Annotated in this window: 24 protein-coding genes and 3 pseudogenes; 13 read left to right on the top strand and 14 right to left on the bottom strand. The window is 42.2% G+C overall.

Annotated features, from left to right (window positions below):
* Positions 1-67 precede the first annotated feature (67 nt).
* Entirely contained in the window at positions 68-1,474 is a 1,407-nt protein-coding gene (leuC, locus tag ABWT76_RS29010) for a 3-isopropylmalate dehydratase large subunit (protein WP_190876835.1), read from the bottom strand.
* A gap of 217 nt (positions 1,475-1,691) precedes the next feature.
* Between leuC and ABWT76_RS29005 the strand changes: the two genes are divergently transcribed.
* The 5 genes and pseudogenes from ABWT76_RS29005 to ABWT76_RS28985 form a co-directional block, all read left to right on the top strand.
* Positions 1,692-1,811, top strand: a complete 120-nt coding sequence (locus ABWT76_RS29005; protein WP_072160761.1) for an AAA family ATPase — start codon at positions 1,692-1,694, stop codon at positions 1,809-1,811.
* 450 nt (positions 1,812-2,261) lie between these two features.
* Positions 2,262-2,786, top strand: a complete 525-nt coding sequence (locus tag ABWT76_RS29000) for an ATP/GTP-binding protein (protein ID WP_242049660.1) — start codon at positions 2,262-2,264, stop codon at positions 2,784-2,786.
* Between the two features lie 71 nt (positions 2,787-2,857).
* Positions 2,858-3,193 (top strand): annotated as a pseudogene (locus ABWT76_RS28995) (DUF3226 domain-containing protein).
* A complete protein-coding gene (locus tag ABWT76_RS28990) occupies positions 3,181-3,309 on the top strand; it encodes a hypothetical protein (RefSeq protein WP_354636456.1) in 129 nt (42 codons plus the stop codon). The pseudogene ABWT76_RS28995 and the gene ABWT76_RS28990 overlap by 13 nt, the downstream one beginning before the upstream one ends.
* A gap of 47 nt (positions 3,310-3,356) precedes the next feature.
* Positions 3,357-3,431, top strand: a pseudogene (locus tag ABWT76_RS28985) (hypothetical protein); the annotation flags it as partial.
* 243 nt (positions 3,432-3,674) lie between these two features.
* On the opposite strand, the gene ABWT76_RS28980 reads toward ABWT76_RS28985, so the two are convergent.
* From ABWT76_RS28980 to ABWT76_RS28970, 3 genes are read right to left on the bottom strand one after another with little or no spacing between them, the layout of a single operon-like run.
* Positions 3,675-3,923 (bottom strand): hypothetical protein, encoded by a 249-nt coding sequence (locus tag ABWT76_RS28980; protein WP_354635350.1) that lies wholly within the window; start codon positions 3,921-3,923, stop codon positions 3,675-3,677.
* Positions 3,824-4,078, bottom strand: a complete 255-nt coding sequence (locus tag ABWT76_RS28975; RefSeq protein ID WP_354636447.1) for a hypothetical protein — start codon at positions 4,076-4,078, stop codon at positions 3,824-3,826. The genes ABWT76_RS28980 and ABWT76_RS28975 overlap by 100 nt, the downstream gene beginning before the upstream one ends.
* Before the next feature lie 36 nt (positions 4,079-4,114).
* Positions 4,115-4,546 carry a WD40 repeat domain-containing protein gene (locus tag ABWT76_RS28970; protein ID WP_190876837.1) on the bottom strand — a complete coding sequence of 144 codons (432 nt, stop codon included), beginning with the start codon at positions 4,544-4,546 and terminating at the stop codon, positions 4,115-4,117.
* Positions 4,547-4,643: 97 nt separating this feature from the next.
* Between ABWT76_RS28970 and ABWT76_RS28965 the strand changes: the two genes are divergently transcribed.
* Complete coding sequence (locus tag ABWT76_RS28965) at positions 4,644-5,324, top strand: ATP-dependent Zn protease (RefSeq protein ID WP_190876839.1); 681 nt, start codon at positions 4,644-4,646, stop codon at positions 5,322-5,324.
* Between the two features lie 244 nt (positions 5,325-5,568).
* Here ABWT76_RS28965 and ABWT76_RS28960 read toward each other — a convergent pair whose 3' ends face one another.
* The 6 genes from ABWT76_RS28960 to ABWT76_RS28935 all read right to left on the bottom strand — a co-directional run bounded on the left by ABWT76_RS28960 (position 5,569) and on the right by ABWT76_RS28935 (position 14,040).
* A complete protein-coding gene (locus ABWT76_RS28960) occupies positions 5,569-7,272 on the bottom strand; it encodes a M48 family metallopeptidase (protein WP_054466556.1) in 1,704 nt (567 codons plus the stop codon).
* A 299-nt stretch (positions 7,273-7,571) separates the two neighbouring features.
* Entirely contained in the window at positions 7,572-7,835 is a 264-nt protein-coding gene (locus ABWT76_RS28955) for a DUF6737 family protein (protein ID WP_231636784.1), read from the bottom strand.
* A 45-nt stretch (positions 7,836-7,880) separates the two neighbouring features.
* The gene (locus tag ABWT76_RS28950; RefSeq protein ID WP_190876841.1) at positions 7,881-9,602 is read right to left on the bottom strand and encodes a WD40 repeat domain-containing protein; all 1,722 of its coding nucleotides are present in this window, start codon (positions 9,600-9,602) and stop codon (positions 7,881-7,883) included.
* 594 nt (positions 9,603-10,196) lie between these two features.
* Positions 10,197-11,936: a DUF2357 domain-containing protein gene (locus tag ABWT76_RS28945; RefSeq protein ID WP_156331740.1), complete on the bottom strand. Its 1,740-nt coding sequence runs from the start codon at positions 11,934-11,936 to the stop codon at positions 10,197-10,199.
* Positions 11,937-12,222: 286 nt separating this feature from the next.
* On the bottom strand, positions 12,223-12,891 hold the full coding sequence (locus ABWT76_RS28940) for a response regulator transcription factor (protein ID WP_354635349.1): 669 nt from the start codon (positions 12,889-12,891) through the stop codon (positions 12,223-12,225).
* A 111-nt stretch (positions 12,892-13,002) separates the two neighbouring features.
* Positions 13,003-14,040: a HAMP domain-containing sensor histidine kinase gene (locus tag ABWT76_RS28935; protein ID WP_354635348.1), complete on the bottom strand. Its 1,038-nt coding sequence runs from the start codon at positions 14,038-14,040 to the stop codon at positions 13,003-13,005.
* A 218-nt stretch (positions 14,041-14,258) separates the two neighbouring features.
* Between ABWT76_RS28935 and kdpA the strand changes: the two genes are divergently transcribed.
* The 5 genes from kdpA (at position 14,259) to ABWT76_RS28910 (ending at position 20,220) form a co-directional block, all read left to right on the top strand.
* Positions 14,259-15,941, top strand: coding sequence for a potassium-transporting ATPase subunit KdpA (kdpA, locus tag ABWT76_RS28930; RefSeq protein WP_054466561.1), 1,683 nt, complete (start codon positions 14,259-14,261; stop codon positions 15,939-15,941).
* A 66-nt stretch (positions 15,942-16,007) separates the two neighbouring features.
* Complete coding sequence (gene kdpB / locus ABWT76_RS28925; RefSeq protein ID WP_190876848.1) at positions 16,008-18,080, top strand: potassium-transporting ATPase subunit KdpB; 2,073 nt, start codon at positions 16,008-16,010, stop codon at positions 18,078-18,080.
* Positions 18,081-18,096: 16 nt separating this feature from the next.
* Entirely contained in the window at positions 18,097-18,468 is a 372-nt protein-coding gene (locus ABWT76_RS28920) for a potassium-transporting ATPase subunit F (RefSeq protein WP_206756742.1), read from the top strand.
* Positions 18,469-18,499: 31 nt separating this feature from the next.
* Positions 18,500-19,069 (top strand): K(+)-transporting ATPase subunit C, encoded by a 570-nt coding sequence (kdpC, locus tag ABWT76_RS28915; protein ID WP_354635347.1) that lies wholly within the window; start codon positions 18,500-18,502, stop codon positions 19,067-19,069.
* A gap of 17 nt (positions 19,070-19,086) precedes the next feature.
* Positions 19,087-20,220: a sensor histidine kinase KdpD gene (locus tag ABWT76_RS28910; RefSeq protein WP_054466564.1), complete on the top strand. Its 1,134-nt coding sequence runs from the start codon at positions 19,087-19,089 to the stop codon at positions 20,218-20,220.
* 191 nt (positions 20,221-20,411) lie between these two features.
* Here the strand turns inward: ABWT76_RS28910 and ABWT76_RS28905 are convergent, their stop codons facing one another.
* Together ABWT76_RS28905 and ABWT76_RS28900 are read right to left on the bottom strand one after the other, a co-directional pair.
* A complete protein-coding gene (locus ABWT76_RS28905) occupies positions 20,412-21,467 on the bottom strand; it encodes a fatty acid desaturase (protein WP_054466565.1) in 1,056 nt (351 codons plus the stop codon).
* A 609-nt stretch (positions 21,468-22,076) separates the two neighbouring features.
* Positions 22,077-22,295 (bottom strand): hypothetical protein, encoded by a 219-nt coding sequence (locus ABWT76_RS28900; protein ID WP_156331741.1) that lies wholly within the window; start codon positions 22,293-22,295, stop codon positions 22,077-22,079.
* Positions 22,296-22,580: 285 nt separating this feature from the next.
* On the opposite strand from ABWT76_RS28900, the gene thrC reads away from it, so the two are divergent.
* Positions 22,581-23,714, top strand: coding sequence for a threonine synthase (gene thrC, locus ABWT76_RS28895; RefSeq protein WP_072160763.1), 1,134 nt, complete (start codon positions 22,581-22,583; stop codon positions 23,712-23,714).
* Here thrC and ABWT76_RS28890 read toward each other — a convergent pair.
* On the bottom strand, positions 23,677-24,255 hold the full coding sequence (locus tag ABWT76_RS28890) for a hypothetical protein (RefSeq protein ID WP_054466566.1): 579 nt from the start codon (positions 24,253-24,255) through the stop codon (positions 23,677-23,679). The genes thrC and ABWT76_RS28890 overlap by 38 nt on opposite strands.
* Before the next feature lie 257 nt (positions 24,256-24,512).
* On the bottom strand, positions 24,513-24,710 hold the full coding sequence (locus ABWT76_RS28885; protein WP_054466567.1) for a hypothetical protein: 198 nt from the start codon (positions 24,708-24,710) through the stop codon (positions 24,513-24,515).
* Between the two features lie 325 nt (positions 24,711-25,035).
* Here ABWT76_RS28885 and ABWT76_RS28880 point away from each other — a divergent pair.
* Positions 25,036-25,795: pseudogene (locus ABWT76_RS28880) on the top strand (IS5 family transposase).
* Positions 25,796-25,815 lie beyond the last annotated feature (20 nt).

Here is a 25,815-nt window from a genome sequence, read left to right as displayed (position 1 = left end):
ATTGCAGTTTATTGATGGGTAATGGCATTTTAGACCCATTACCCATTAACTTAATGCTAATTCAACGCTAATTCAACAACTCGCGCACATCAGAAACCTTGCCATTAACTGCTGCTGCCACGACCATTGCCGGACTCATTAATAATGTCCGTCCTGACGATGACCCCTGACGACCTTTGAAATTGCGGTTAGAAGAAGAAGCACTGAGTTGATCCCCCTGAAGTTTATCTGGGTTCATGGCTAGACACATGGAACATCCGGCATTGCGCCATTCAAACCCAGCTTCTTCAAAGATGCGATCCAGTCCTTCCGCTTCCGCTTGCTGTTTCACTTCTTCAGAACCGGGGACAATAAAGGCTTTAACTCCTGGGGCGACTTTATGACCTTGGGCATATTTGGCGGCTTCGCGCAAGTCGCTAATCCGTCCATTGGTGCAACTGCCAATAAAGCAGACATCTACAGGAGTGCCTTTGATGGGTTGCCCTGGTTGCAGTTTCATATATTCATAAGCTTCTTGGGCGACTAAGCGTTCGTCTTCGGGCAAGCTGTCGGGGGTGGGGATGGTTTCATCAACGCCTATGCCTTGTCCGGGAGTGATGCCCCAGGTGACGGTGGGGGAAATTTCTTCAGCATTGAAGACTACTACATCATCATATTCCGCATCGGCGTCAGAGCGAATACTCTGCCACCAGGCTACGGCTTTATCCCAGTCTGCCCCTTTGGGAGCAAATTGTCGCCCTTGCAAATAGTCAAAGGTGACTTGATCCGGGTTGATGTAGCCACAGCGAGCACCCCCTTCGATGGACATATTGCAAACGGTCATCCGTTCTTCCATCGACATTTGCTCAAATGTGCTGCCCGCGTATTCATAAGCGTATCCGACTCCGCCTTTTACTCCGAGTTTGCGGATAATGTGCAGGATGACATCTTTGGCATAAACTCCCGGTCGCAAGTTGCCGTTAACTTCGATTTTCCGCACTTTGAGTTTATCTAAGGCTAGGGTTTGGGAGGCGAGGACATCCCGCACTTGGCTGGTGCCAATGCCAAAGGCGATCGCGCCAAAAGCCCCGTGGGTGGAAGTGTGACTATCTCCACAGGCGATCGTCATCCCCGGTTGGGTTCTGCCCTGTTCCGGGGCGATCACATGGACAATTCCTTGATGACCAGAACCGACATTATAAAAAGTGATCCCATGTTCTTGGGCGCTTTTTTCTAATGCCTGCATCATCTCTTCTGCCAAGGTATCGGCAAAAGGACGGGCCTGGTTTTCTGTGGGTACAATATGGTCTACAGTGGCAACGGTTCGCTCTGGAAACATCACTTTGAGTCCCCGTTCCCGCAACATGGCAAAGGCTTGCGGGCTGGTGACTTCGTGGATCAGGTGTAAGCCAATTAATAGTTGAGTTTGTCCAGAGGGCAATGTGCCAACGGTATGTAGATCCCAAACTTTGTCGAAAAGTGTTCCCTTGCTCATAATGCTAATTATTGATTTCGGCAATCTTTTATTTTAGCTGAAAACATATAATTTGATTCTGGAGATTTCAAAAGATAATATTTTGTTAAGATTTTTGTAGATGTTTTATGGGCGATTTCCTTCGGAATAGCTTCGCTTACCGCGCCAATCAAGTCGTCATTTTACTGCTACGCCTAATCAATGCTATCATTTTTTCTAGTTCTCTTCTCGATCGATTATGTTAAAGTCCCTAGAAATCAAAAATTTTCGATGTTTTGAATCTTTCCGCCTAGAGCAACTGGGTCAAGTTAATTTATTAGTTGGCTCCAACAATAGCGGAAAAACCTCAATTTTATAAGCTATTCAGCTATTTTATTCTCGTGATGACTTAGAGATTTTATGTGAACTAATGATAGACAGAGGCGAATATAATTTAAACGATCAGATAATCAACCCAAACGAAAAACATAAAACAATAGATATTCGTCATTTATTTTATAATCACGAAATTAACGAAAAATCAAAAATATCTGTAGTTGCCTCTAAAAACAACCCTAAGAATAAGCTAGTTGTTTTTGTCAAGCAATCTAAGCGATTTTATGATAAACAAAACACGAAAAAAACATCATTAAATTTTTAATTATTTCTAGAATAGTTTGAAGACAGATCCAGAATATAAAAATTAATCATTGATTTATCTGAAAATCAAGAATTGATATCCGCACCCTATAATAACATTATTAAAAACCATCGATAATTTAGAATCAAAACCGAATTTGTGAAATCGTATTCTTTGACAGCAAACAAGATGATGGAGTTATTTGATCAAGTTGTTTTAACTCCAGAAGAAGATGTGATTATAGAAGCACTTCGGAAAATTGAACCGGGCATTGATCGCATTGCCCCGATCGCTTCTAAGCAATCTTATTACTCAGGGTCTAGAAGTGGGTTTGTGGTTCGGATTGGTCAACAGCGTGTTCCCATTGGTAGCATGGGCGATGGTATTTGGCGCATATTAGGTTTAATATTAGCAATTGTGAATGTAAAAGATGGGGTTTTATTAGTCGATGAAATTGACACTGGACTCCATTATAGTGTGATGGTAGATATGTGGACGATTATTTGTCAAGTCGCCAAAAAATTGAATGTGCAAGTTTTTGCTACCACGCATAATAGTGATTGTTGGAAAAGTTTTGCGGCTGTGGCAAATTCAGATAATTCTTTAGAAAATGGCATCACCATTCATCGCATCGAAAAAGGCAAACCAGCGAGTATTATTTTCGATGAACAAGAAATGATGATTGCTGCTGAACGAGATATTGAGGTGCGTTAAAGATAGCATCAGTTCATAAAAATGTGCTATTAGTGGAAGGCAGCGAAGACCTAAGAGTGATTCCCCAATTAATGGAAGCGAATGGGATTCCCTGGGGAAATAAGAAAAATCAGATCGTTTATATTGAAGATTGTGAAGGGTAAGAAAATTTAATTAAAATCGGTCTGATTTTTACTCAATTAAAAGCATCTTAAGTATCGGCATTAGGAATTATCGTTAATCCTGATAAAGAACCATTATCTCGATGGCAAAGTATAAAAAATTCTTGCTTAAAAAGTATTCCAAATTTACCAAATAATGTGCCAAAAACGGGATTAATTCATCGGACTACTAATCAGATTAATTTTGGCATTTGGATGATGCCGGATAATCAAATGCGGGGAATGTTAGAAATTTGGCTTATATGATTCCTGATGAAAATCAAGGGCTGTGGCAATTTGCTCAGGAGGTGACAAAAGATGCGATCGCAAAAGGAGCAAAATTTAAAGCAACTCATCGAGATAAAGCTAATATCCTTGGTTAGCTTGGCAAGATCCTCCGGGAAGACAGCTTCATCAAGGAGTTAAGCAAAAGATTTTAAATCCACAACATCCCAAAGCTCAACTATTCGTAAATTGGTTTAAATTTTTGTACGATTTACCGTAATAGATTTATTGCAAAATACCATATTGATCCCCCCAACCACCCTTAAAAAAGAGGCTTGGAAGCCAGAATTTTGCATTCTTGTCTATTGAACCGATCGCCGCCAAAAAACCTGGTTTCTATGACAGTTGTTAGTTGGTAGCAAAGGTTAACGCAAGACATCGCTAGTTAGTGGTTTCTGCAACTAAATTAAAATAGCTAAATATCGCCGGATTTCTAATGCCATCCGGCACGCTTCGCGAAGGGCTAACCATCCGTGGTGATTCCTTCACAAATTTGGCGATCGCGCTCCGTCACGAATGGATTATAATTGAGATAATCCGCCACCCAATCACAAGCCTGCCCCATCAGGTCATTAATACTTAATCTTTGCAAAATGGCTAATTTGTCTAAATCTAAAGTCCAAATAATAATTGATTTATCGGCACTCGCAGAAATAATCTTCTGACCATCGGCACTAAATTGAACCCCATTAACTTTAGCGGTATGTCCCAAGTTTGTAATTCTTCCCCGTTTTGATTCCACAGTTTAATTAAATTGTTATCATCCCCGAAAGCAATAATTTGGCCATAAGGACTAAAAGTAGCATCCCAAGTAATCGTGCTATGGCCAATCAGAGTTTGTCGTTCTTCCCCGTCACGAGTCCAAATTTTAATCGTGCCATCTTTACTGGCAGAAACAAGGGACTAACTATCGGCACTAAACTGAATACTATAAATCGATTCTTTATGTCCCGTTAGAAGATGCAATTTTTCCCCCGTTGCACTCCAAAGCGTCACTGTATTCAGGTAATTTCCTGTAGCGATCGTCTGACCGTCCGGGCTAAAACGCACTCGATAAATCGCCCCTTGATCTCCCTTAACCGTTTTAATCAATTTGCCATCAAGCTGCCAAAGTTTTAAGCTTCCATTCATATAAGCGGCAACCAAAGTCTGACCGTCAGCGCTAAAGTCCACACTATACGCTGGACTCACAGAAACCCGGTTTGTTGGAGAAACCGGGTTTATTGCTTGAGGGTCTTGAAATTCTTGCAACAATTGTCCTTGTACATTCCACAGACGCACCGTGCCATCTTCAGAAGCGCTGGCAGCCAACTGCCCATCAGGACAAAGATACAAAAATACAAAGATACAAGGAGACTAATCGCCATTCAGCCTTGTCGGGGAAAGGCGCAAATGTTATAAAAGTTAACAAATACTCTGAAATTATCCAAAAATGAGCCAACTTTCAATAAATTTAGCGGCGATCGCTGTCTTTGTGACTACTTTTTCTGTCCTGCTGAGCCCACTGGTCAATTTATCTCCCACAATTCCGGCAGTTGCTACTTTTACCCTGTTGGGACTTGCCACCGTAGACAGCTTTACTTGGCAAGGTCAAGGGGGAACTTTAATCTTAGATTGGTTGGCAAGAATGACTTCGGCAGAACATCGCGAACGCATTATCAAGCACGAAGCCGGTCACTTTTTGGTCGCTTACTTATTAGATATTCCCATTAGTAGCTATGCCCTGAATGCTTGGGAAGCTTTCCAACAAGGACAGGCAGCCCAAGGCGGGGTACAATTTGACGATCGCCAACTCAACGAACAACTGCAAAAAGGGCAAATCACGGCGCAGATGCTCGATCGCTATTGCACCGTTTGGATGGCTGGCATTGCCGCCGAAACCATCGCCTATGATAACGCCACTGGAGGGGCTGAAGACCGGCTGAAATTGCAAGCAGTTTTAAGTCAAATTAACACCCCGATAAATGCTCAATTAAAAGCGCGTTGGGCGGCTTTACAAGCGCGTACCCTAATTGAAGCTAACTTAAAAGCTTATGAAGCCCTTGTCACCGCAATGGAACAACGGGCTTCCGTGGCCGAATGTCAGAAAATGATTCAAGCAAATCTTAATTAATTTTGTTGTTTGTTGTTTGTTGGTTGTTGGGTAGGGATTCTTTTGTTGTTTGTTGGTTGTGGGGTAGGGATTCTTTGGTTGTTGTTGGTTTGTTGTTGGCAAGTTGTTTGGGGGATTCCGGATTGAATAATCAATAACTAACAACCAGTAACTAACAACCAATAACTAACAACCACTAACAACCATCAACAAACAACCAACAACCATCAACAAACAACCAACAACAAACAACAAATAACCAAAATTATTCAATTTCGAGGATATCCTCATCATCGGTCTTTTTTTCTTTGAGTAATTTGGCAACCCGCTGGCGGATTTGTTGATGGCGTTCTACTCCCTCGTAAGCATAACGATTATAGCCACCGCGAGTAATCAAACTTTCCAAATAAGCAATTCGTTCTTTCGTCGGCGGGTGAGAGGATAAGGCTTTCAAAACCGGGCTGTTGTCGTCATATTGCTCATTTAATGTCACCATCAGGTTGCGTAAGCCATCCGCCGCATAGTCTGCTGCTGCCAGCATTCGAGTCCCCAAAAGATCCGCCTGCTGTTCCATATCTCGGCTATAGTCTAAGACTAATAAATTGCCAATGGTGCCGCCAAAGGGTACAAAGCGGGTCATACTTTCCACCAAGTTGCCATGAGTCACCATTTGAAATCCGTGGGATAAAATCGCGTGGGCTAATTCATGGGTGAGTAAACCGGCGAGTTCGGCTTCTGACTCGGTGTGGTAAATCGCCCCAGCATTGACAAAGACTTTGCCACCGGGCAGGGCAAAGGCGTTTAAGTTGGGATCTAAGACCACATGAAATTCATACTCAAAATCATCGCGCCCCGATACTTTGGCGAGTTTTTGGCCTAGTTCATTAATATAGGCAACGATTTCTTCATCTTCGACCATTTCCAGATTTTCGATCGCATTGTTAGCGATGCGATCGCCCAGACCGGATTCACCTTGGGCTAATAGCATCAAAGTTTCTACCGCCGAAAGAGCACCCAAAGGATTGCCGGTGAGGGCGACAGTAGCCGCCCCAGTAATCACATTAGCGATCGCATTTCCGGTAATCATTTTTTTCAGATAAGACCGGAACTTATCATAATTTTCTTCGGCCAAAATTGCGAATTCTTTCGCCTCTGGGTGGTCTGGGTTAAGTAACGCAAATTGACGGGCGGCGATCGACGCTTCTAACCACTGTCTGCTTTTCACCAAAACATCAATTTGCGATCGCAACAGATCCGTTTGTTGGGGATAAAGAGTAGTGGCACGATTCAACACTTCCACCGCTTGTGGCAATTTGTCATAGTCCTGCAAAGCCTGGGCTAATAGTAAATGACCGGGAATAAATTCGGGATATTTTTCTACCAATAACTCCAAGGGGATAAAAATTCGCGTTTCTAATTTTTGCTCAATTCCCGCATTGCCTTCCCGCCAATACACTTGTCCCGCAGGGGCTAAAAGTTCCGGGTCATAAATCGGTTCAGGGCGATCGGCAAACTCATCGGACAAAGTATTTCCAGAAAAAGGCGGTTTCACTTGTTGATACAATGCCTTAGCCCCTGCATAATCTCCCGCCAAATATAATTTATCTGCCGCAATCAAAACCTGCCGTCGTTGTAATGCCATCCGGCACGCTTCGCTAACGGCTGCCGCTTTTGCTGCCGCGTCTTCTGCATCTTCAACTTCTGTCTCAGCTTCCTGGGAAACATCCTCTGTTGTCACCATCTGGCACGTTTCGTCAATGGATTCACTCTCCTCCTGTTTTTCCTCTGTCACCGATGAATCCTGATTCTGCGGATTAGCCTCAACTTCTGCCTCAACTTCTGCCTCAACTTCTACATTAGAGGTTGTTTCCGTAACGTTCTCCGCAGCAGAAGCCAACCAGGGAGGCAAAGTCGGCGACAGGAGTAAACTCAGCCCAATTATTAAAGAATGCCAAAAAATAGGTTTCATAACCGTCACCTTTTATTCTTCTTCTATTAAAGACTTTCCAGGCGAAAATAAGTTTTCTGGATGTGGTTATTTGTTGTTCTTAGTTATTAGACAATTCTGGCAAAATAAATATCTCGATCCCCCCAACCGTTCGCGAAAAGCGTTGCGGATGCAATATGGCGGATCAACCGCGATCGGCTTTTAAGAATTTTGCCAGAATTGTCTATTGATTATTCGTTATTCTGAGTAAAACAACCAAAGAAATAACCAATAACAAATAACCAACAACTAACAACCAACAACTAACAACCAATAAATAATTATTTTAAATTGGCTTTATACTGCTCCAAAATGCCACTTTGAATCATCAGTTTTGGCCAAATCAGGAGGAAAAAACCCATCCAAATTAATATGGGCACTGCCACGATCGCACTCACCCAGACGCGATGAAATAGTAACCAACTGCCTGCAATAATGGTAATGCCGGTTAATAAAATCGACCAGGGCTGACACCACCACGGTTTATAATGCCAAGGATTTAGTGGTTTTTCTAATGCCATCCGGCCAGTTTCGCGCTCAGACATAATTATTTTTGGTTATTCTCTATTGGTTAATATTTTAACACTGATTTAACACTGATCCCAAATTTTAATCGTTCCGTCCTGAGAACCACTGACCAGAGTTTTGCCATTTGGGGTAAATTGTAAGCCCCAAACTAATCCAGAATGTTCGGTTAAAGTGGCTTCTAAAGCGGTGACATAATTGTTAGTGCGTTCGCCCAGACGCCAAATATTAATCGTGCGATCCTCACTGCCACTGGCGAGAAATTTGCCATCAGGACTAAAAGCTAAACAATAAACGATATTCGTATGACCTTTCAGGGTGGCAAAGATAGAAGGATTTTCGGGGGATTGATCCAGACGCCAAAGATTAATTGTGTGATCGGCACTGCCACTGGCTAAGAACTTTCCATTGGGACTAAAAGCCAGACAACGCACCACATCTGAATGACCATTAAGAACGCAAACTTCAGAAACGTTTAATTTTCCGGAATTCTTTTCTAGATGCCAGATTTTAATACTTTCATCTAAATTTCCCGTGGCCAACAGTTTGCCATCAGGACTAATGGCTTCCGACCATACTGGACCCGCATGGCTATCCAGGGTTTGAATTAGTTCGCCGGTTTTCAGATCCCAAATTTTGATGCTTTCTTCCAAAGACCGACTAATCAGCATTTCTCCATCAGGGGTGAAATGCAGAGAAAATACACCCAGAGAATGACCTTCGAGAATATTTTGCAAAGTGGGAGGGCGATCGCCATTGCCTAAATCCCACAGTTCAATGGTTTCGTGCATTGAAGCAACGGCTAAGGTTTGGCCGTCAGGACTAAAATCTAAGGAAAAAACCGGATAACGGTGTTCCGAAATCGTTTGTTCCACTTGTCCCGTGGATAAATCCCAAATTTTCAACCATTGATCTAACCCCGCACAAGCGAGTTTTGGTGACTGCCCCGACCCTAGGCGATCGCGGCCTATGCCGCAGTGCGGAGCACCTTCGCCGGTAATTGCCAGACACAATAGAGATTTTTCATCACTCAGGGTTTGGGTGCAAATCCATTTGGTTGGTGAAGTTGAACTCTCTAGGTCATTTGGTAGGCTGAGGGAAGGTACTTTCGGCATCACCCCTGCACCAGATGTTACATAAGATGTTAAATAACTTTTCAACCCACCGCCATAAAGAAGATCCTGAATTGTTACTCTAATTATTGGCTGAGTGCGATCGCGGCCTGCGCCGGGGTGCGGAGCACCTTCGAGCATTTCCGTCGGCAAAAAACCGGCTAAAATCAAATTATATTGATACTTATCTCGCTCGAAATCTTCTTCAATTAACACAAACACTACCACGCCATCTCGTTCAACTTCATCGGGAATTAATGACCATGATACAGTGTTTCTATTGCCAAAATTTCCCTTGACAATAATTGGATAATTAGGTCGATAGGTTAGACAAAAATCTCCCGGATATTCAGAATATAAATTGTTATTTTTATCAATAATTTGGATCAAATCATCTAAATACTGTTTAACAATTAATTTACTAAAACTACTTTTCAGCTTTTGCTTAAAATCATCTTTTTCGATATATTTTTGGTAATTATCGGGTAAGTTTTCTGCTTTTTGTCGAGTATAAAATTTTTGTAATCGATTTAACAAACTACCCGAAATAACCATTAACTCACTATGATAGCCGGTGAGTTTATAATCTTTCATTTGATGCAAGACCGCTGCATTTGAACTGAGTCTTTTAATAAAGTCAGCTTGTTGATCTCTAAGTATTGCTATACCGTCCATGAATGCCCCCTTTCTCAAATATTGTGGCGTTTTTGCTCGATTTTCTGGAATGATTTAGAGATTACCATACTTAATGGCCAATTGGTTGTTCTTTGTCCTTTGTTCTTTGTCCTTTGTCCTTTGTCCTTTGTCCTTTGTTCTGTCTTATTTTTGGTTTGTTGTTAGTTATTGGTTATTTGTTATTGGTTAGAGATGAGCGGACAAAAAACCCCGCTTTCGCGGGGGCAGGCTGCGGAGAAATAAACAATCAACAATCAACAATCAACAACAACAGGCAACAGGGAACAGGGAACAGGGAACAGGGAACAGAGGGAACAGGGAAGCAGAGGAGCTTCAGGAGAGAGTGAATAGTGAATAGTGAATAGTTAATAGTGAATAGTGATATTTAGTTTCACTTTTCACTTTTCACTTTTCACTTTTCACTTTTCACTTTTCACTTTCCCCGTTCCACGCCACTTGCTAGACTTGGGGAGACCCCAAGATCGCAGTGGCTCCTGATAACTGTTCCCCTTTCCCCAATCAACAATCAACAATCAACAATCAACAATCAACAATCAACAACAACAGGCAACAATCAACAATCACATAGTTAATTTATCTCATCGACAAAAATAATAACCGCTGTAAAAATTCCGTGAGGAAATCGACGGAAGTGGAAAAACCGAATGATTCAATGGCAGCGGGCAGTTGAAACATCCAAATTTTGCCGGTGGGTGAATATCCCACATCTCCTTTGGCAGAATATTTTTTGGCGGTTCTTTGCAAATAAAAGATTAAGCCAATGGATGAATCATTAAATTGATTCAGATATTTTTCCGCGTGGGCGATCGCCGATTCATCTGGGGCATACCAAAAGACCCAAATCGGTAAATGAAATTTCCCGAATTCGGCGGTGTCTTTGGCTGATTTAACTGTCAACATCCAATCACATTGAGGGTGATGTTTTTCTGGTCGGTGTAACCGAATCAAATAAGGTTGATGATCGATCGCAGCGCGAATAGTCGGCACGGATTTATCCAGAATTAAGTAATGGCCGAGATCGGGATTCCTCCGACAAGCAATCACGGTCGAGTCTATCTGATTTTCGGGAAAACGGAGCAATGCCGCTGTCATAAATAAATAAAACGCGTCGGCTAATATTTGGTTTCTAAATGGCCAAACTTGTTCTTTTTCTTGCTTATGGCTAATATAGTCTAAATAAGCTTTGTAAAAGCTGCGATAAATCGGATCTTTGAGTAAAACGTGATTGGGTTGAGTAAATTGGTATGTTTTCTCCGTAAACACTCGCGTATTTTCTTGACGGCATTGTTGTTTTAAGCGAGCGATTAAAGCTCGCAGCTGCACAACTTCCGAGCGATATTGCTGGGCATTACTTTTTTCATAGCGATCGCACTCCCCATGCAGCAAGCGTCCGGCAAAATACAGCAAAAATTTATTTTCCGCCGTATTATAATCCGCATAGCGATTCACCCCGGTTAACTCTTGTTTTACCCCAGCTTTTTCCGCCGCGCTTCTCCCCGGACGGCGAATATAATCTCTCATAGAATAAGCATCCATTTCTTGAATATCGCTTACTCGCATAGTTTCCGTGCGTCGTCTCAGTTGATGGCGCAAATTTGGGGTAATTTTCTGTAATTTCTTATGCAAATTATACCGACGATTCAGGCTTACCACCAGGGGTAACGTAGCTTCCCGAATATCAATATTATCAAGGTGCTGATTCAGTTGGGATAAATCAATGTCAAACTGATGACTGGTGAGATGACTGGTGCAGTTTTGTCCCAAACTGTTAAATAACCCCACCAAGGTTTTCAGCATCAGAGAAACCCCTTCATCGAGGCGATCGCCTAACTTCTGATTCCAGCTTTCCTGCCACTGTTTTTCCTCTTCTAATGCGGCTCCATCAAACACTTCATCAGCCACCAACAAGCGGCCAAGGGATGATGAATCTTGAGAATGCAAGGATAACTGCCACTTTTTGACTAAAGCATCTCCGGGGGTAGCATGACTATCAATATCCTCTGGCAAAAGATAGGGAAAGCCAATCTCATAAACTTGGGCGGATCGATGAATTAAACCAACAACACGATGGGATTTGCCATCATCAATCACCACGGGACGATTCTTGGCTTTCACAGGTAAATCCAGGGAAGCCACCGGAGCATCGTTGAGATAAGCAAATAAATTGGGATAAAGTTTCATTGAAAAAAAAAAGAATCGATTTGATAAATGGGATAACGGATATTTTTGACCGCGTTCGTCGTTCGTCCCTAATATAACTAATTTTGCCCAATTGCCCAGGTTATTTAATAAATCCGATCGCACCGCCATCATTGCCTGCCGCCTCTGTGCGGTTGCCTGCGCCTAATTTACACAGAACATGACTTAGATGATGCCGAACCTTAGCCGGACTGACCTTTTTGTCGGTAGATCAAATCGTCGATCAAATCATTGATCTGCTGGGGCGATGCTTCCGCTTCTGACAAAAACCGGCATTTCATCTGCGGAAAGGATATACTGTCCCTTTGCTGTTTGCTCAAAGCAATCAATCTCCAGAAAAAATCTATCTTAGACAATTCTGGCAAAATTCTCAAATTTTGAGATTTTTGCCATAAGTCTATTAATCTGGTCGGGATATTAATCCTTTTTGCAGGGCTAAAATTGCGGCTTGGGTGCGATCGCGCACTTCTAATTTTTGCAGAATTGCGTGAACATGAACCCGAACGGTTCCGGCTGTAATATGGAGTAAATCAGCGATTTCTTGATTATTTTTACCATCAGCAATTAAACATAAAATTTCTTGTTCTCGTTCAGTTAAACTATTTTCCAAAATTGGGGGTTTCGTCACAGATTCTCCAACGTCTTCAAAGACCGTGCGAATTTCTGATGTCACCGTTTGATCCCACCAAGAAGCCCCCGCGACAACCGAACGTAAACCTAAAATTAATAAATTTGCTTCAATGCCTTTTAAGCAATAGCCCGATGCTCCAGCCGCAATTAATCGCTGGATTAGACTAGGTTGAGAATGGGAAGTTAACACTAAAATCGGCATATCTGGATGATTTTGTTTGATTTGACGACAAGCTTCTACCCCCCCAATTCCCGGCAATCCGATATCTAATAAAACCACATCTGGTAAATATTGATTAGTTAATTCAACGGCAGTTTCTCCGTCACTGGCTTCCCCAATAATTTTAATTCCTGCTTCTTGCTGTAAACGAATATTCAGTCCCAGACGGAATAATTCATCATCTTCGACTAATAACACTCTTAATTCGGCTGATTTCATAGATTCACCAATCAATTAAAATCATTTTTAGTTTTACTCTTGGATCTGTTGTTGAGTCAAAGCGGGAAGCCGAAAACAAAATATTGCTCCATTGGGAGAGCGATTTTCTGCTCAAATTATCCCGCCATGAGCTTCAATAATTTGTTGAGTTAAATACAATCCTAATCCAGATCCTTGCGCTTGGCGCTCGCTGTTTACCTGATAAAAGCGCTCAAATAAATTCTGGAGTTCTCCGGGGGGAATCCCTAAACCCTGGTCGCCAACTTTCACCGTTTGAAAATTAGAATTAGATTCCAAGATAACTTGAACTCGACCCCCACGAGGTGAATGATTAATCCCATTAATCAATAAATTGCTAAAAACCCGCTGAAGTTGCAGTTGATCCCCTTTTACCCAGAAAAATTGCCGAAAATCTGAATTACCATAACTTAACCCTAAATAAATTCGCCTGGTTAAGGCTAAATCCGTTAAGGTGGCGATCGCTTCCTCGGCAACCTGAACTAAATTAATCGGTTGCCAATTTAGCCTTAATCCCTCCGTATCATTGCGATAAATATCTAACAAAGTCTGCACCAATTGTAAACTTATTTGGTGAGAACGCAACATGATCTCGATCGCTTTAGCTTGCGGAGAAGTAATCTCACCAAATTGTCCATTTTGAAAAAATTTTAACGTTTCAATCGCTCCTAACAGTGGAGTTTTTAAATCATGGGTTAAAGTCCAGGTAAAGTCCTCGCGAACACTAGCAATTTTAGCCTGAGACTGGAGTTGAGCTTGCTGTTGGGAAATCGCTTCTTCATAACGACGATTGCGATCGCTTAACCAACCCGTAACGACCAAAGCGAAAACAACAATAATTCGATTAGCAATGGTTGCTGAATCAATCAGTTTAAGATTAGGCAGCACTACATTACATAAAGTTAATAAACAAGCTGCTGCCGTCACCCCCAATGTCATCCGATGATTTAACCGGGGATGAGCTAATAAAATAGGGATAATGTAGAGATAACCAAAAACATACTCTACAGGGGTGGTATATTCCCAGAAAATCAAAAACCCAAAAACAGCAAAAATCAACCAAAAAATATGTTTAGGCTGCTCAATAATATTGACCGGGTTTTTTAAAGGGTGTAGTAACTCTCTCTTCATTTTCCTATCCCCCAATAATTGTTGATTTGTTTATAAACGTTTAGAGCGATCTATATCTTCAGGTATATGCTTAAAATTATCAGCCTATATCCAAAGATATAAACAAATTTAAATAAATTAAATATAGCATTTTTTGCCAAAAATATACTCAACGTTAGATGTTGTTTTCGGTAAACCATCAGACAATATAATTAACCTTTGATAAATTCATTATCTTTATGGTGCAAGGATTATTTCAAATTGCGATCGCCCTAGTCATCCTAGTGGGAATTGTGCCGATTTTAGGCACCTATATCGCCGATGTTTTCTTGGGAAACAAGACTTTTCTCGATCCCTTACTTCAACCCATTGAAGGCATCATTTATCAACTCAGTGGGGTTCGTTACCAACTAACCATGACAGGTTGGCAATATGGGCGAGCGGTGCTTTTCAGCAACTTAGTCATGGGAATTTTGATCTTTTTATCGATCGCATTTCAGGGTTTTTTACCCTTAAATCCTACGGGATTAACTGCACCCAGTTGGGATTTAACCCTCCATACAACTATTTCATTTTTAACCAATACCGATCAACAACATTATGCCGGTGAAACCACCCTCAGTTATGCCAGTCAAACCCTAGGTTTAGGCTTTTTAATGTTTACTTCAGCAGCCACCGGATTAGCTGTTGCGATCGCCTTTATTCGAGGATTAACCGGACGACTATTAGGCAACTTTTATGTTGACTTAACTCGGGCGATCGCTAGAATTTTACTCCCTATTTCCTTAATCGGTGCGATTATTTTATTAGCACTCGGTGTTCCAGAAACCCTAGCTGGGCCACAAATTGTCAATACCCTAGATGGAGGCAAACAAATTATTGCCCTAGGGCCTGTGGCTCATTTTGAAGTGATAAAACAATTGGGAGAAAATGGCGGCGGATTTTTTGGCATAAATTCGGCTCACCCCTATGAAAACCCCAATGGATTTTCTAATTTACTGGAAACCTTATTAATGGTTTCTATTCCCGCGTCATTGATTTATACCTTTGGCATTTTTACCCAGGATAAAAAACAAGCATTGCTTCTATTTTGCTTAGTATTTTTGATTTACTTGTTTTCGATCATCCTCACCGCGATCGGTGAATTTCAAGGCAATGACATAGTTAACCATTTACTCGGTCAAACTGTACCAAACTTAGAAGGAAAAGAAGTGCGATTTGGTTGGGCAGAAACCGCTTTATGGGCAGTCACCACAACCGCAACCATGTGCGGAGCAGTCAATGGAATGCATGATTCCTTAATGCCCAATGGCGGATTTGCTACCTTATTTAATCTATTTTTACAAATTGTTTGGGGAGGACAAGGAACCGGAACCGCATATTTATTTATTTTTCTAATTTTAACCGTGTTTTTAACGGGATTAATGGTCGGCAGAACTCCAGAATTTTTAGGGCGAAAAATTGAAAAACGAGAAATTATTCTCGCCAGTGTTATTTTACTGGTTCACCCCCTGGGGATTTTAATTCCTGGGGCAATTAGCCTTGCCTATCCCCAGCTTTCTGGGGTTTCTAACCCAGGATTTCATGGCATTTCTCAAGTGATTTATGAATATGCTTCGGCAGCGGCAAATAATGGCTCTGGTTTTGAAGGCTTGAATGATAATACTCTCTGGTGGAATCTGTCTACCAGTGTGGTGCTGTTAGCCGGACGTTATATCCCGATTTTGGCTTTATTGTTTCTGGCAGAAAATATGTTAAATAAACAACCCGTTCCCGAAAATCCAGGCACCTTAAAAACCAATTCTATTTTGTTCACCAGTATCACAGCCGGAGTCATTCTGATTTTAGGGGCTTTAACCTTTTTACCTGTTTTAGCATTAGGGCCAATCGCCGAAGCTTTCCAGATTGCTAGTCAGAAATAACGGCAGCGTTCTGATTGCAGCAATAACCTTTACACCTTTAACAAACCTATCACTTTATTATTGAATATGATCTGCAAAAATAGACTAAATAAACGTCAGCAAAAAAAGCAAAATAAAGTCAAAACTAAAGGACTTTATCAAAGAGCATTTTGGGATGCTTTCCGCAAACTTGATCCCAGATATTTGATAAAAAATCCTGTGATGTTTGTGGTGGCGATCGGAACCCTGATTACGGCTTTATTAGTCCTGGATCCCAACTTATTTGGCCCTGTTGCCGATAAAAACGATCGCTTATTTAACTTTCTGGTGACAGTGACTTTATTTTTGACTCTTCTTTTCGCAAATTTTGCTGAAGCGATCGCCGAAGGAAGAGGAAAAGCCCAAGCTGATTCTTTACGGTCTACCAAAAAAGACACCACCGCCCGCAAATTATTACCCGATGGTTCCATAGAAGAAATTAATTCTACCACCTTAAAAAAAGGCGACCTTATTAAGGTAATCGCTGGGGATATTATTCCCGTTGATGCGGAAGCAATTTCTGGGGTCGCTTCCGTCGATGAATCAGCCATTACTGGAGAATCAGCCCCAGTTTTAAAAGAACCCGGTAGCGATGTTGCCAGTTCTGTCACAGGGGGAACTCGCATTATTTCTGATGAATTAATCTTGCGGGTGACAGCGGAACCGGGAAAAGGATTTTTAGACCGCATGATTGCTTTAGTGGAAGGGGCTGAACGGACTAAAACCCCGAATGAAATTGCCTTAACGGTTTTACTAGCAGTATTAACCGAGGTTTTTCTCATTGTCGTAGCGACCATTCCTCCCCTAGCTAACTTTGTCCAAACTCCCGTCAGTATTGTCATTTTAGTTGCTCTTTTAGTTGCATTAATTCCCACCACTATTGGCGGTTTATTAAGTGCAATTGGGATTGCCGGAATGGATCGAGTGGCTCAATTTAATGTCGTAGCGACATCAGGACGCGCTGTGGAAGCTTGTGGTGATATCAATACATTGGTTTTAGATAAAACCGGAACTATTACCCTAGGAAATCGCCTCGCGGAAGAATTTATTCCGGTGAATAATTATAGCCCTAAAGACGTGGCTCAAGTAGCACTAGAAGCCAGTATTTTTGATGAGACACCGGAAGGAAAATCAATTGCTCGACTGGCGGAAAAAATGGGCGCTGCCCTAAATTTTAACCCGGAATTAGCCACAGGAGTTGAGTTTTCCGCTCGCACTCGGATGAGTGGCACAAATTTACCGAATAACAGTGAAGTTAGAAAAGGGGCTGTGAATGCGATTAAGGGATTTGTGCGTTCTCGTGGCGGCCAATTAACCGATGATTTGGATATTGCTTATCACCAAGTTTCTCGGTTAGGTGGAACTCCTTTAGGAGTTTGTAAAGATGGTGAATTGTATGGGATTATTTACCTCAAAGATATTATTAAACCCGGAATTCGCGATCGCTTTGACCAACTCCGACGCATGGGAGTCCGCACCGTGATGTTAACCGGAGATAATCGAATTACCGCTGAAGTTATTGCCCAAGAAGCTGGGGTTGATGACTTTATTGCTGAAGCCACTCCAGAGGAAAAAATTGCTGTGATTCAACGGGAACAAGCCCAGGGTAAATTAGTAGCCATGACCGGAGATGGCACCAATGATGCTCCTGCTTTAGCCCAAGCGAATGTAGGATTAGCGATGAACTCTGGAACTCAAGCGGCAAAAGAAGCAGCGAATATGGTGGACTTAGATTCAGACCCGACAAAGTTGATTGATTTAATCACCATTGGTAAACAATTGTTGATTACTCGTGGATCTTTAACCACCTTTTCCATTTCCAATGATATTGCCAAGTATTTTGCCATTATCCCAGCGATGTTTTTCGCAGCGGGAATTGGCAGTTTAAATATCATGGGTTTGGCGAGTATTCAATCAGCCATTTTATCCGCATTGATTTATAACGCTTTAATTATTCCGGCGTTAATTCCTTTAGCGTTAAAAGGCGTAGCCTTTCGTCCAGTTAGTGCCAATCAACTACTCCAAGAAAATATTTTAATTTATGGATTAGGAGGAGTAATTGCCCCGTTTATTGGCATTAAAGTTATTGATAGCCTGATCGCTTTGATTAATTTAGTTTAATTTTTGGAAAAATCCGATGAAAAATATCAACGATTTTTATTTAAGTTCACCTTTAAAACTTACAGCATTTTTCAGATGTAGGGGCAAAGCATTACGGGAGAAATTTTCGGCTTTTAATCAATCACATATCTGCCGGAATGCTTTGCCCTTAGAAAATTCCTGGAAAAACGCGATCGCTTTCATGCAAAAACAAGGCAAAAAACATTTACTTCCCCTTTCTTTGTTTTTGTGGCTATCTTCAAACTTGCTATTGTCCCCGATGATTTATGCCGCCACCGGACAAGTGATCGCCCGGACAACCGCTGGGGCGATCGGACTTTTATTGTTAGTGACGATCGCGATGGCAATCTACTTATTGATTGTCATCTTACAACCAGAACGATTTTAACTTCTTGCAACTTTACCCTTGGTCAATCATAATGTTTAAAGAAATAGTGATCGCCCTAAAAAACACCCTAATTTTATGGCTAATTACCGCCATTTTATACCCAATAATTATTCTGGTGATCGGTCAAACTGTTTTTCCCTTTCAAGCCAATGGCAGCTTCATCAAAAATCTTCAAGGTGAGGTAGTCGGTTCTGCCTTAATTGGTCAAAATTTTACCTCCGAGCGTTATTTTTTATCCCGTCCCAGTAGCGTAGATTATAGCCCCATTGAGTTGGGCGTAAAAACCGGAATTTCTGGTGCGAGTAACTTAGCACCCAGTAATCCTCAATTATTAGAAAATGTGCAAAACCGGATTAGCCAACTGGCTCAAATTACTCCCACAGCCGATTTAATTTATGCTTCCGGGTCAGGGTTAGATCCTCACATTAGTATTGCCGCAGCTAATGCTCAAATTTCCCGCGTTGCCAATGTTCGGGGTTTAAGTGCTGCTCAAGTAAAAGCATTAGTTGAGAAAAATACTGAACATCGATTTTTAGAAATTTTTGGAGAACCGGGTGTTAATGTGCTAAAACTTAATTTAGCTTTAGATAATTTATCCTAAATAATTTTTCTAAACCAATGATTAGTAAAACTGAAATTACCGATCGCAATTTTTCATTACCAGGAGATTATCCTGCCTCATCTCGCGATCGGGGCAAACATAAAATTTTTGTTGGAATGTGTCCTGGGGTCGGTAAAACTTATCAAATGTTAGAAGAAGCTCATCAATTAAAAGAAGAAGGAATTGATGTAGTCATTGGCTTATTAGAAACTCATGGACGGGAAGAAACCGCCAAAAAAGCCGTAGGTTTAGAAGAGATTCCTAAACAAACAATAGTCCATCAAGGAATCACCTTATGGGAAATGCATACCGATGCAATTTTATCCCGGAAACCCCAATTAGTGTTAGTTGATGAATTAGCGCATACGAATGTACCGGGTTCTAGCCGAGAAAAACGTTATCAAGATGTGGAAGTGATTTTAAATCATGGGATTAATGTCTATTCCACCGTCAACATTCAACATTTAGAAAGCTTGAATGATATCGTGGCTAAAATTACCAAGGTGGTTGTTAGAGAAAGAATTCCTGACCGCATCTTGGATGAAGCCACCCAAGTTGTAGTCATTGATGTAACCCCAGAAACCTTACAAGAACGCCTAAAAGAAGGAAAAATCTATACCCCTGACAAAATTGAAAAATCCTTACAAAATTTCTTTCAACGTCGTCATTTAGTGGCCTTGCGAGAGTTAGCCTTACGAGAAGTGGCGAATAACATTGAAGAATCAGCAGAAAATCGAGAAAAAACCTTATTTTGTAATGTCCATGAGCGAGTGTTAGTCTGTTTTTCTACCTATCAAAACTCCCCAAGACTCGTCAGGCGAGGATTGCGATTAGCTAATTTTATGAAAGCTCGGTTATATGGATTATATGTAGAAAATCCCGAACGTTTTTTAACCAAAGAAGAAAGTTTAGTTTTAGAAACCTGTCAACATTTAATTCAAGAGTTTGGCGGCGAATTTATTAGAATTAAAACCCATAATGTTGCCGAGGGCATCGCGGAAATTTCTCAGCAATATCATATTACTCAGATTGTCCTAGGCCATACTCGAAAATCTCGCTGGGAACTGATTTTAAAAGGATCGCTCATCAACCAGCTATTGAAATATTTAAAAGGCGTTGATATTCATATTATTGATGGGGAAAAAACCTAGTGCAAAATATCAAATTATGTGCATTACGGCGGGAATTGGATGGTTTTTTTTCACCCCAATTTAATCGCCAGGAAACACGCACCCTAGTTATCGCTCGCCAAATATCAATCATCATCAATCATCAAAAAAAATCCCAGCTAAAAAATAGCCGGGAATTGGCAAAACAATCTAGTCTCTACTAATCAAGCCTTTTAGACTTTATTTTGACCGTGGAACTCTTGGAAGCTTTGATAGTATTTGCGATCGTCATACAAATGGCACAGATCGGTAATCTTCTTCATCAAAGACCAGGAGAATTTGCTTTCCTTGATATAACCACCCCAGTTGTCTTTCAGACTTTGATGAGCTTTGCGGAGATTGTAGTGAGGAATTGCCGCCGAAATATGATGGGGGACGTGAACATTAATATCGTGACAGAGAAATTCCACCCACCGAGGATAATCACAATGAACGGTTCCAGTCAACTGTGATTCGGCTTCATTCCAATTTTCCGGGGAATGAAAAGGAATGTCTGGGTCAGTGTGGTGAACAATAGTAAAGGTACTCATCCAGAAGTGGTAAACCAGCCAGGGCAAAAGCCAAAACTTGACAAAACCCCAGATGCCGGTAGTGGCAATCAGAACGGGAAAACCGATCGCCGCTCCCACCAATACCACGATCACCGATAACCGTACCTTTGCTTGGTATCTTTTCTCAAAATTCCACCAAGTAAAATGCACCGCAGCCCAGTGGGTAATCGAACCTAACCACCAAAACCGTCCGCGCAGACGACGATAAAACCAGGCCAACAAAGGATTTTTTAACTCGCCATAGATTTCTGGTAGCCAAGGTTCCCAGGCATTATCCACCCCAAGCTTATTGGTGTGCTTGTGGTGAATATTATGGCCAACTCGCCAAGCATGGAACGGATAAATTAACGGCAGCATCGCTAAATGCCCGACCAAATCGTTAACCCATTTGCGATTAGCAAATGAACGATGACCGCAGTCATGGCCAATCACAAAAAATCCGGTCAACGCTGTGCCGGTAAAAATCCAGAAGACGGGTAATAAAAACCAGGGTGAAATTGCTAAACCCCAGTAACCTAAGCCCACCATCAGCACATTCACGGCTACGGTTGTCCAGGCTTTCCGGGAATCTTTAATAAAAACCTCGCGGGGCAAGCTTTTGATCACATCTCGCATCCGCCAATTAAACTGATTTGCGGATGATTCCAGATTCTGAGGTTTTAACGTTGATGCTGTCATGGATAAAGGAATCTTCTCCTTAAGAATTGTAAATTAGTCCAAGGTTAAGTCTATCTATATTCTGCCAAATCCGCTGGTTTTATCTCACTTAAACTAGGCAATTTGCCTTAATTTTCTGTAGATTAAAATTAGTTGCAGGCAATACAGATCATAGATTTAGCCTTTTATGCTTGGTTCAGAAATTGGTTGGGCAAGTTTACTCACTTAAGTTTTTTAACTAAAGTGAAACAGTTTATCAAGGTTTAACTTTTATACCATAACTTGATAACCAGCGGGTAATTTATTTTTTTTCTTTTGAAGGCAAGTAGGGGCTTTTCCCTAGGCGGTGGTTGCCCCGGAGCGGGGGAGCGGGGGAGCGGAGGAGCGGGGGGGCAGGGGAAAGTGAAAAGTCGTAGGGGCGAATGGCCAAGAGAGAAAAGAGAGGAGAGAAAAGAGAGGAGAGAATATCTTTCCTATGCATCCTCTTTCCTATGCATCCTCTTTCCTATGCATCCTCCCTTTCACTATTCACTATTCACTCTCTCCTGAAGCTCCTGAAGCTCCTCATCCCCTCCGCCCCTCTGCACCTCTGCCCCGAAAGCTCCGAAAGCTCCCCATTTAAAATATGATTCAATTTTGCCGTTGCTTTAGAGCCGCTTGTAGCTGGTGCAACAAAGTGTCGGCTTCGACGTGGAGATGCAGCAACTTAACCTGATGATCGGCTTGGTAAACGGATCTCATCAAGTGAATGAGGCGATCGCCCTCTGCGCCATGACCAGAACCGTGACGATGCTGCGGTGTGCTAACGGTGGGTGAAGTTTCTCGGCTTGATAAGACAACGGTAGACATTTGCGTTTTAATAGTAATTTTTACTTATTTACAATAGTTAAATATTCTACAGCGATCCGCGAAACATTGTGCAACAAATTTGTCATTTTGCCAAATTCTTTGCCCCAGGCTTCAGGGGAAACCGGGCAAAAAAATATAAAATAAATGTTGCAAAAATGTAAATTATAAAATTTATCCTAATTTTTACGCCAGATCCAAGGGAGAACGCCCGCGATCGCGGTACACTAAAAATAGACTTCGATTGTATCCAAGTCTATGTGAATTCGACCCCCAACATGAACTACAGTGACCCTGAGTTTATCTACGACTGAATCTAACGTATCTACTTCTAAATCCGGCGCTGGTGCCACATCAGCGCATTCCGCATGGCCAGGTTTAATTGAAGCCTATCGCCCGTATCTGCCGGTGAGTGAAAACACGCCGGTAGTCACCTTAAAAGAAGGCAACACCCCACTGATTCCCGTGCCAACGATTGCCGAAATCATTGGCAAGCAAGTAAAAGTGTTTGTCAAATATGATGGCCTCAATCCCACCGGCAGCTTCAAAGACCGAGGCATGACGATGGCCATTTCCAAAGCCAAAGAAGCCGGAGCCAAAGCAGTCATCTGCGCCAGTACCGGCAATACTTCCGCAGCCGCAGCCGCTTACGCCCGACGGGGTGGAATGCGGGCTTTTGTGGTGATTCCCGATGGCTATGTGGCTTTAGGAAAATTAGCCCAAGCTCTACTTTATGGCGCTGAAGTGCTCGCGATTAAAGGAAATTTTGACCAAGCATTACAATTTGTGCGGGATATGGCCAATGATTACCCAGTCACCCTGGTTAATTCCGTCAATCCCTATCGCCTGGAAGGTCAGAAAACAGGGGCTTTTGAATTGGTGGACGCTTTGGGTGATGCTCCCGACTGGCTTTGCATTCCCGTGGGCAATGCAGGCAACATCACCGCCTACTGGATGGGTTTTTGTCAATATCATCAACTAGGGAAAAGCGATCGCCTCCCGCGAATGATGGGATTTCAAGCGGCAGGAGCAGCGCCCATTGTCAACGGGGCTCCCGTAGCACATCCAGAAACCATCGCCACGGCGATTCGGATTGGCAACCCCGCCAGTTGGCAACAGGCTGTGGCGGCGCAACAATCAAGCAAAGGTGAATTTAACATCGTCACGGACGCCGAAATTTTAGAAGCTTATCGCCTCTTGGCTTGCCAAGAAGGAGTCTTTTGCGAACCCGCATCGGCGGCATCGGTGGCTGGCTTACTCAAAGTCAAAGACCAAGTGCCTCAAGGGGCGACCATTGTTTGTGTCCTGACGGGCAACGGACTCAAAGATCCTGATACCGCCATCAAGCACAGCAATAACAATTCCTTTAAACAAGGTATTGAACCTAATCTAAAGGCGGTAGCTGAAGCAATGGGCTTTTAACCGACTCCAAAGCAGTGGCAGGCCGATCGCTGGCAGGAACAGAAGATCCGGGGAGCGTTGGTTCTGGACGTTTCTTCTTTGCGGCAACAGTGGCTTGGGTCAACAGTTCTACCGTATCACCCAAGGCTGTGGTTAGACTTTTGCGGGTTTGCTCGTGAGCGATTTGCTCTTGCCTGAGGGCTTCCCGCAGTCGCTCCGCTTCTGCTTTGCCTTGGTCGATTTGGGCGATCGCCTCCAAGAGTTTCTGTTTAATTTCGTCAGTTTCCAGACGGTTTAACTCCTGCCAAAGCTGCCGCTCAGTGGCTGCTCGCTCCTCTGGAGATTTTCCCCCCTGTTTCAACAATTGGATTTCTGATTGTAAAGTATCGATCCTGTCTTGGTAGACCTTAGTTTCTTTCCGCCGCTGTTCCGCTTCTTGGTTATACAATTCTCTCCAGCGATCAATTCGCGATTGCGCCTCCTCATACTCTTGTTGTAGTTGAGCAACTTGTTGTTGTAAAGATTTAATTTCCGCTAACCATTGGGCGATATCCTGACTCATAACCGGGGAAATTTAAGAGTTTAAAGAGCTTTTAGAAAGATTTTACCGCTTTAAAGACGAATGGAAAATTAGTAATGGTTGATTGTTGATTGTTGATTGTTGATTGTTGATTGCCAACATTTAATAATTAATATTTTTTCAATCAACAAATAACCAATAACAATCAACAATCAACAATCATGCACATTATTTGTGCCATGATTTTCTCAATTTTAGAGCCAAGAATGAGTCCCAGGAAAAAATATTAACCAAAAATATTAATAGCGTTTGGTGGCCGAAAAAAGAGCGATCGCTCCCAGACCCATTGATAACAGCAACAACACCCAAATCACCCCTGATGAGAGGAAAGGCAGAATTTGTAACCCCCGAAGCACCCAAACAAACAGGGTAATCAGCAGTAAACAACCAAACCAGCAAAACCAAATGAAAGTTTCAGACTTGTTAAATTGAGTCATAAGGCAAAATAGTCGGTTTTAGAGTCAAGATAAATTTCAGAATATTTTATGATTTTTGCATACAAATCAGTTGCATAATGAAGATAACCAGAGTGTTATATTTCAATAGAGCATGAATCAGGGATGCGACTCAGCCGTCGGTGGGCGATCGAGATGCAAATTCGATATATCCGCTTTGATTGGTTATGGATTCGTGGTTATGGGAGCGAAACAACCAATAACTAATTAGTAATAACTAGGGCGTGTCATCAATTGGAAGACTTGACAAAAAGCAGGAGAAATGCAGAGGTAGAAGCAGAAAACTTTTTAGATCATCAGGTGAATTATGCGCCGTTACGCTCTCAGAGACGACCAATGGGAAAAAATTGAGCCTCTGCTTCCGGGCAGAAAAGGACATGTCGGAGTTACGGCCAAAGATAATCGTCTCTTTGTTGAAGCAGTTCTCTATCGCTATCGTGCCGGTATTCCTTGGCGTGATTTACCCGACAGATTTGGTGATTTTAGGGTGATTCACACTCGATTTAGTCGTTGGTGTCGTTCTGGGGTGTGGGAGAATATCTTCCAGTTACTGGCAGAAGATGCGGATGATGAATATGCCATGATTGATAGTACGATTGTGCGAGCCCATCAACACAGTGCCGGGGCGGAAAAAAAGGGGGAGAAGACCAAGCCATTGGACGTAGCAAAGGGGGGTTGAGCACTAAGATTCATGCCACTTGTGATGCACTGGGGAATCCGACCGGATTTCATTTAACTGCGGGGCAAGCCCATGACTTAGAGGGAGCGGATGTCTTGTTACCAGAGATAGAAGCGGAGGCAGTTTTAGCAGACAAAGCATATGATGCAGATGAGCGAGTTCGAAAGCGATATCTTCCGCCAAAAAATGTGAGGCGGTGATTCCCTCAAAAGGGAATCGCACAGTCTCTTACCCATATGACAAAGAGCTTTATAAAGCCCGTCATTTAATTGAGAACTTTTTTGCCCGTCTGAAGCAATATAGAGCGATTGCAACTCGTTATGATAAGACTGCTCGTAATTTTTTAGGAGCAATTTATCTCATCGCTTCTGTCATTTGGCTTAATTGATGACACGCCCTAATTTCTGA

It is taken from the genome of Planktothricoides raciborskii GIHE-MW2 (genome assembly GCF_040564635.1).
GTDB classification, from domain to species: domain Bacteria; phylum Cyanobacteriota; class Cyanobacteriia; order Cyanobacteriales; family Laspinemataceae; genus Planktothricoides; species Planktothricoides raciborskii.
The sequence above is the reverse complement of the archived record's forward strand: the minus strand, read 5'-3'. Positions and strand labels throughout refer to the sequence as shown.

What these genes read in the sequence shown, in the direction of transcription:
- leuC (WP_190876835.1), bottom strand. Translation starts at nt 1,474, where the DNA reads ATGAGCAAGGGAACACTTTTCGACAAAGTTTGGGATCTACATACCGTT.
- ABWT76_RS29005 (WP_072160761.1), top strand. Translation starts at nt 1,692, where the DNA reads ATGTTAAAGTCCCTAGAAATCAAAAATTTTCGATGTTTTGAATCTTTC.
- ABWT76_RS29000 (WP_242049660.1), top strand. Translation starts at nt 2,262, where the DNA reads ATGATGGAGTTATTTGATCAAGTTGTTTTAACTCCAGAAGAAGATGTG.
- ABWT76_RS28965 (WP_190876839.1), top strand. Translation starts at nt 4,644, where the DNA reads ATGAGCCAACTTTCAATAAATTTAGCGGCGATCGCTGTCTTTGTGACT.
- ABWT76_RS28960 (WP_054466556.1), bottom strand. Translation starts at nt 7,272, where the DNA reads ATGAAACCTATTTTTTGGCATTCTTTAATAATTGGGCTGAGTTTACTC.
- ABWT76_RS28955 (WP_231636784.1), bottom strand. Translation starts at nt 7,835, where the DNA reads ATGTCTGAGCGCGAAACTGGCCGGATGGCATTAGAAAAACCACTAAAT.
- ABWT76_RS28950 (WP_190876841.1), bottom strand. Translation starts at nt 9,602, where the DNA reads ATGGACGGTATAGCAATACTTAGAGATCAACAAGCTGACTTTATTAAA.
- ABWT76_RS28945 (WP_156331740.1), bottom strand. Translation starts at nt 11,936, where the DNA reads ATGATGGCGGTGCGATCGGATTTATTAAATAACCTGGGCAATTGGGCA.
- ABWT76_RS28940 (WP_354635349.1), bottom strand. Translation starts at nt 12,891, where the DNA reads ATGAAATCAGCCGAATTAAGAGTGTTATTAGTCGAAGATGATGAATTA.
- ABWT76_RS28935 (WP_354635348.1), bottom strand. Translation starts at nt 14,040, where the DNA reads ATGAAGAGAGAGTTACTACACCCTTTAAAAAACCCGGTCAATATTATT.
- kdpA (WP_054466561.1), top strand. Translation starts at nt 14,259, where the DNA reads ATGGTGCAAGGATTATTTCAAATTGCGATCGCCCTAGTCATCCTAGTG.
- kdpB (WP_190876848.1), top strand. Translation starts at nt 16,008, where the DNA reads ATGATCTGCAAAAATAGACTAAATAAACGTCAGCAAAAAAAGCAAAAT.
- ABWT76_RS28920 (WP_206756742.1), top strand. Translation starts at nt 18,097, where the DNA reads ATGAAAAATATCAACGATTTTTATTTAAGTTCACCTTTAAAACTTACA.
- kdpC (WP_354635347.1), top strand. Translation starts at nt 18,500, where the DNA reads ATGTTTAAAGAAATAGTGATCGCCCTAAAAAACACCCTAATTTTATGG.
- ABWT76_RS28910 (WP_054466564.1), top strand. Translation starts at nt 19,087, where the DNA reads ATGATTAGTAAAACTGAAATTACCGATCGCAATTTTTCATTACCAGGA.
- ABWT76_RS28905 (WP_054466565.1), bottom strand. Translation starts at nt 21,467, where the DNA reads ATGACAGCATCAACGTTAAAACCTCAGAATCTGGAATCATCCGCAAAT.
- ABWT76_RS28900 (WP_156331741.1), bottom strand. Translation starts at nt 22,295, where the DNA reads ATGTCTACCGTTGTCTTATCAAGCCGAGAAACTTCACCCACCGTTAGC.
- ABWT76_RS28890 (WP_054466566.1), bottom strand. Translation starts at nt 24,255, where the DNA reads ATGAGTCAGGATATCGCCCAATGGTTAGCGGAAATTAAATCTTTACAA.
- ABWT76_RS28885 (WP_054466567.1), bottom strand. Translation starts at nt 24,710, where the DNA reads ATGACTCAATTTAACAAGTCTGAAACTTTCATTTGGTTTTGCTGGTTT.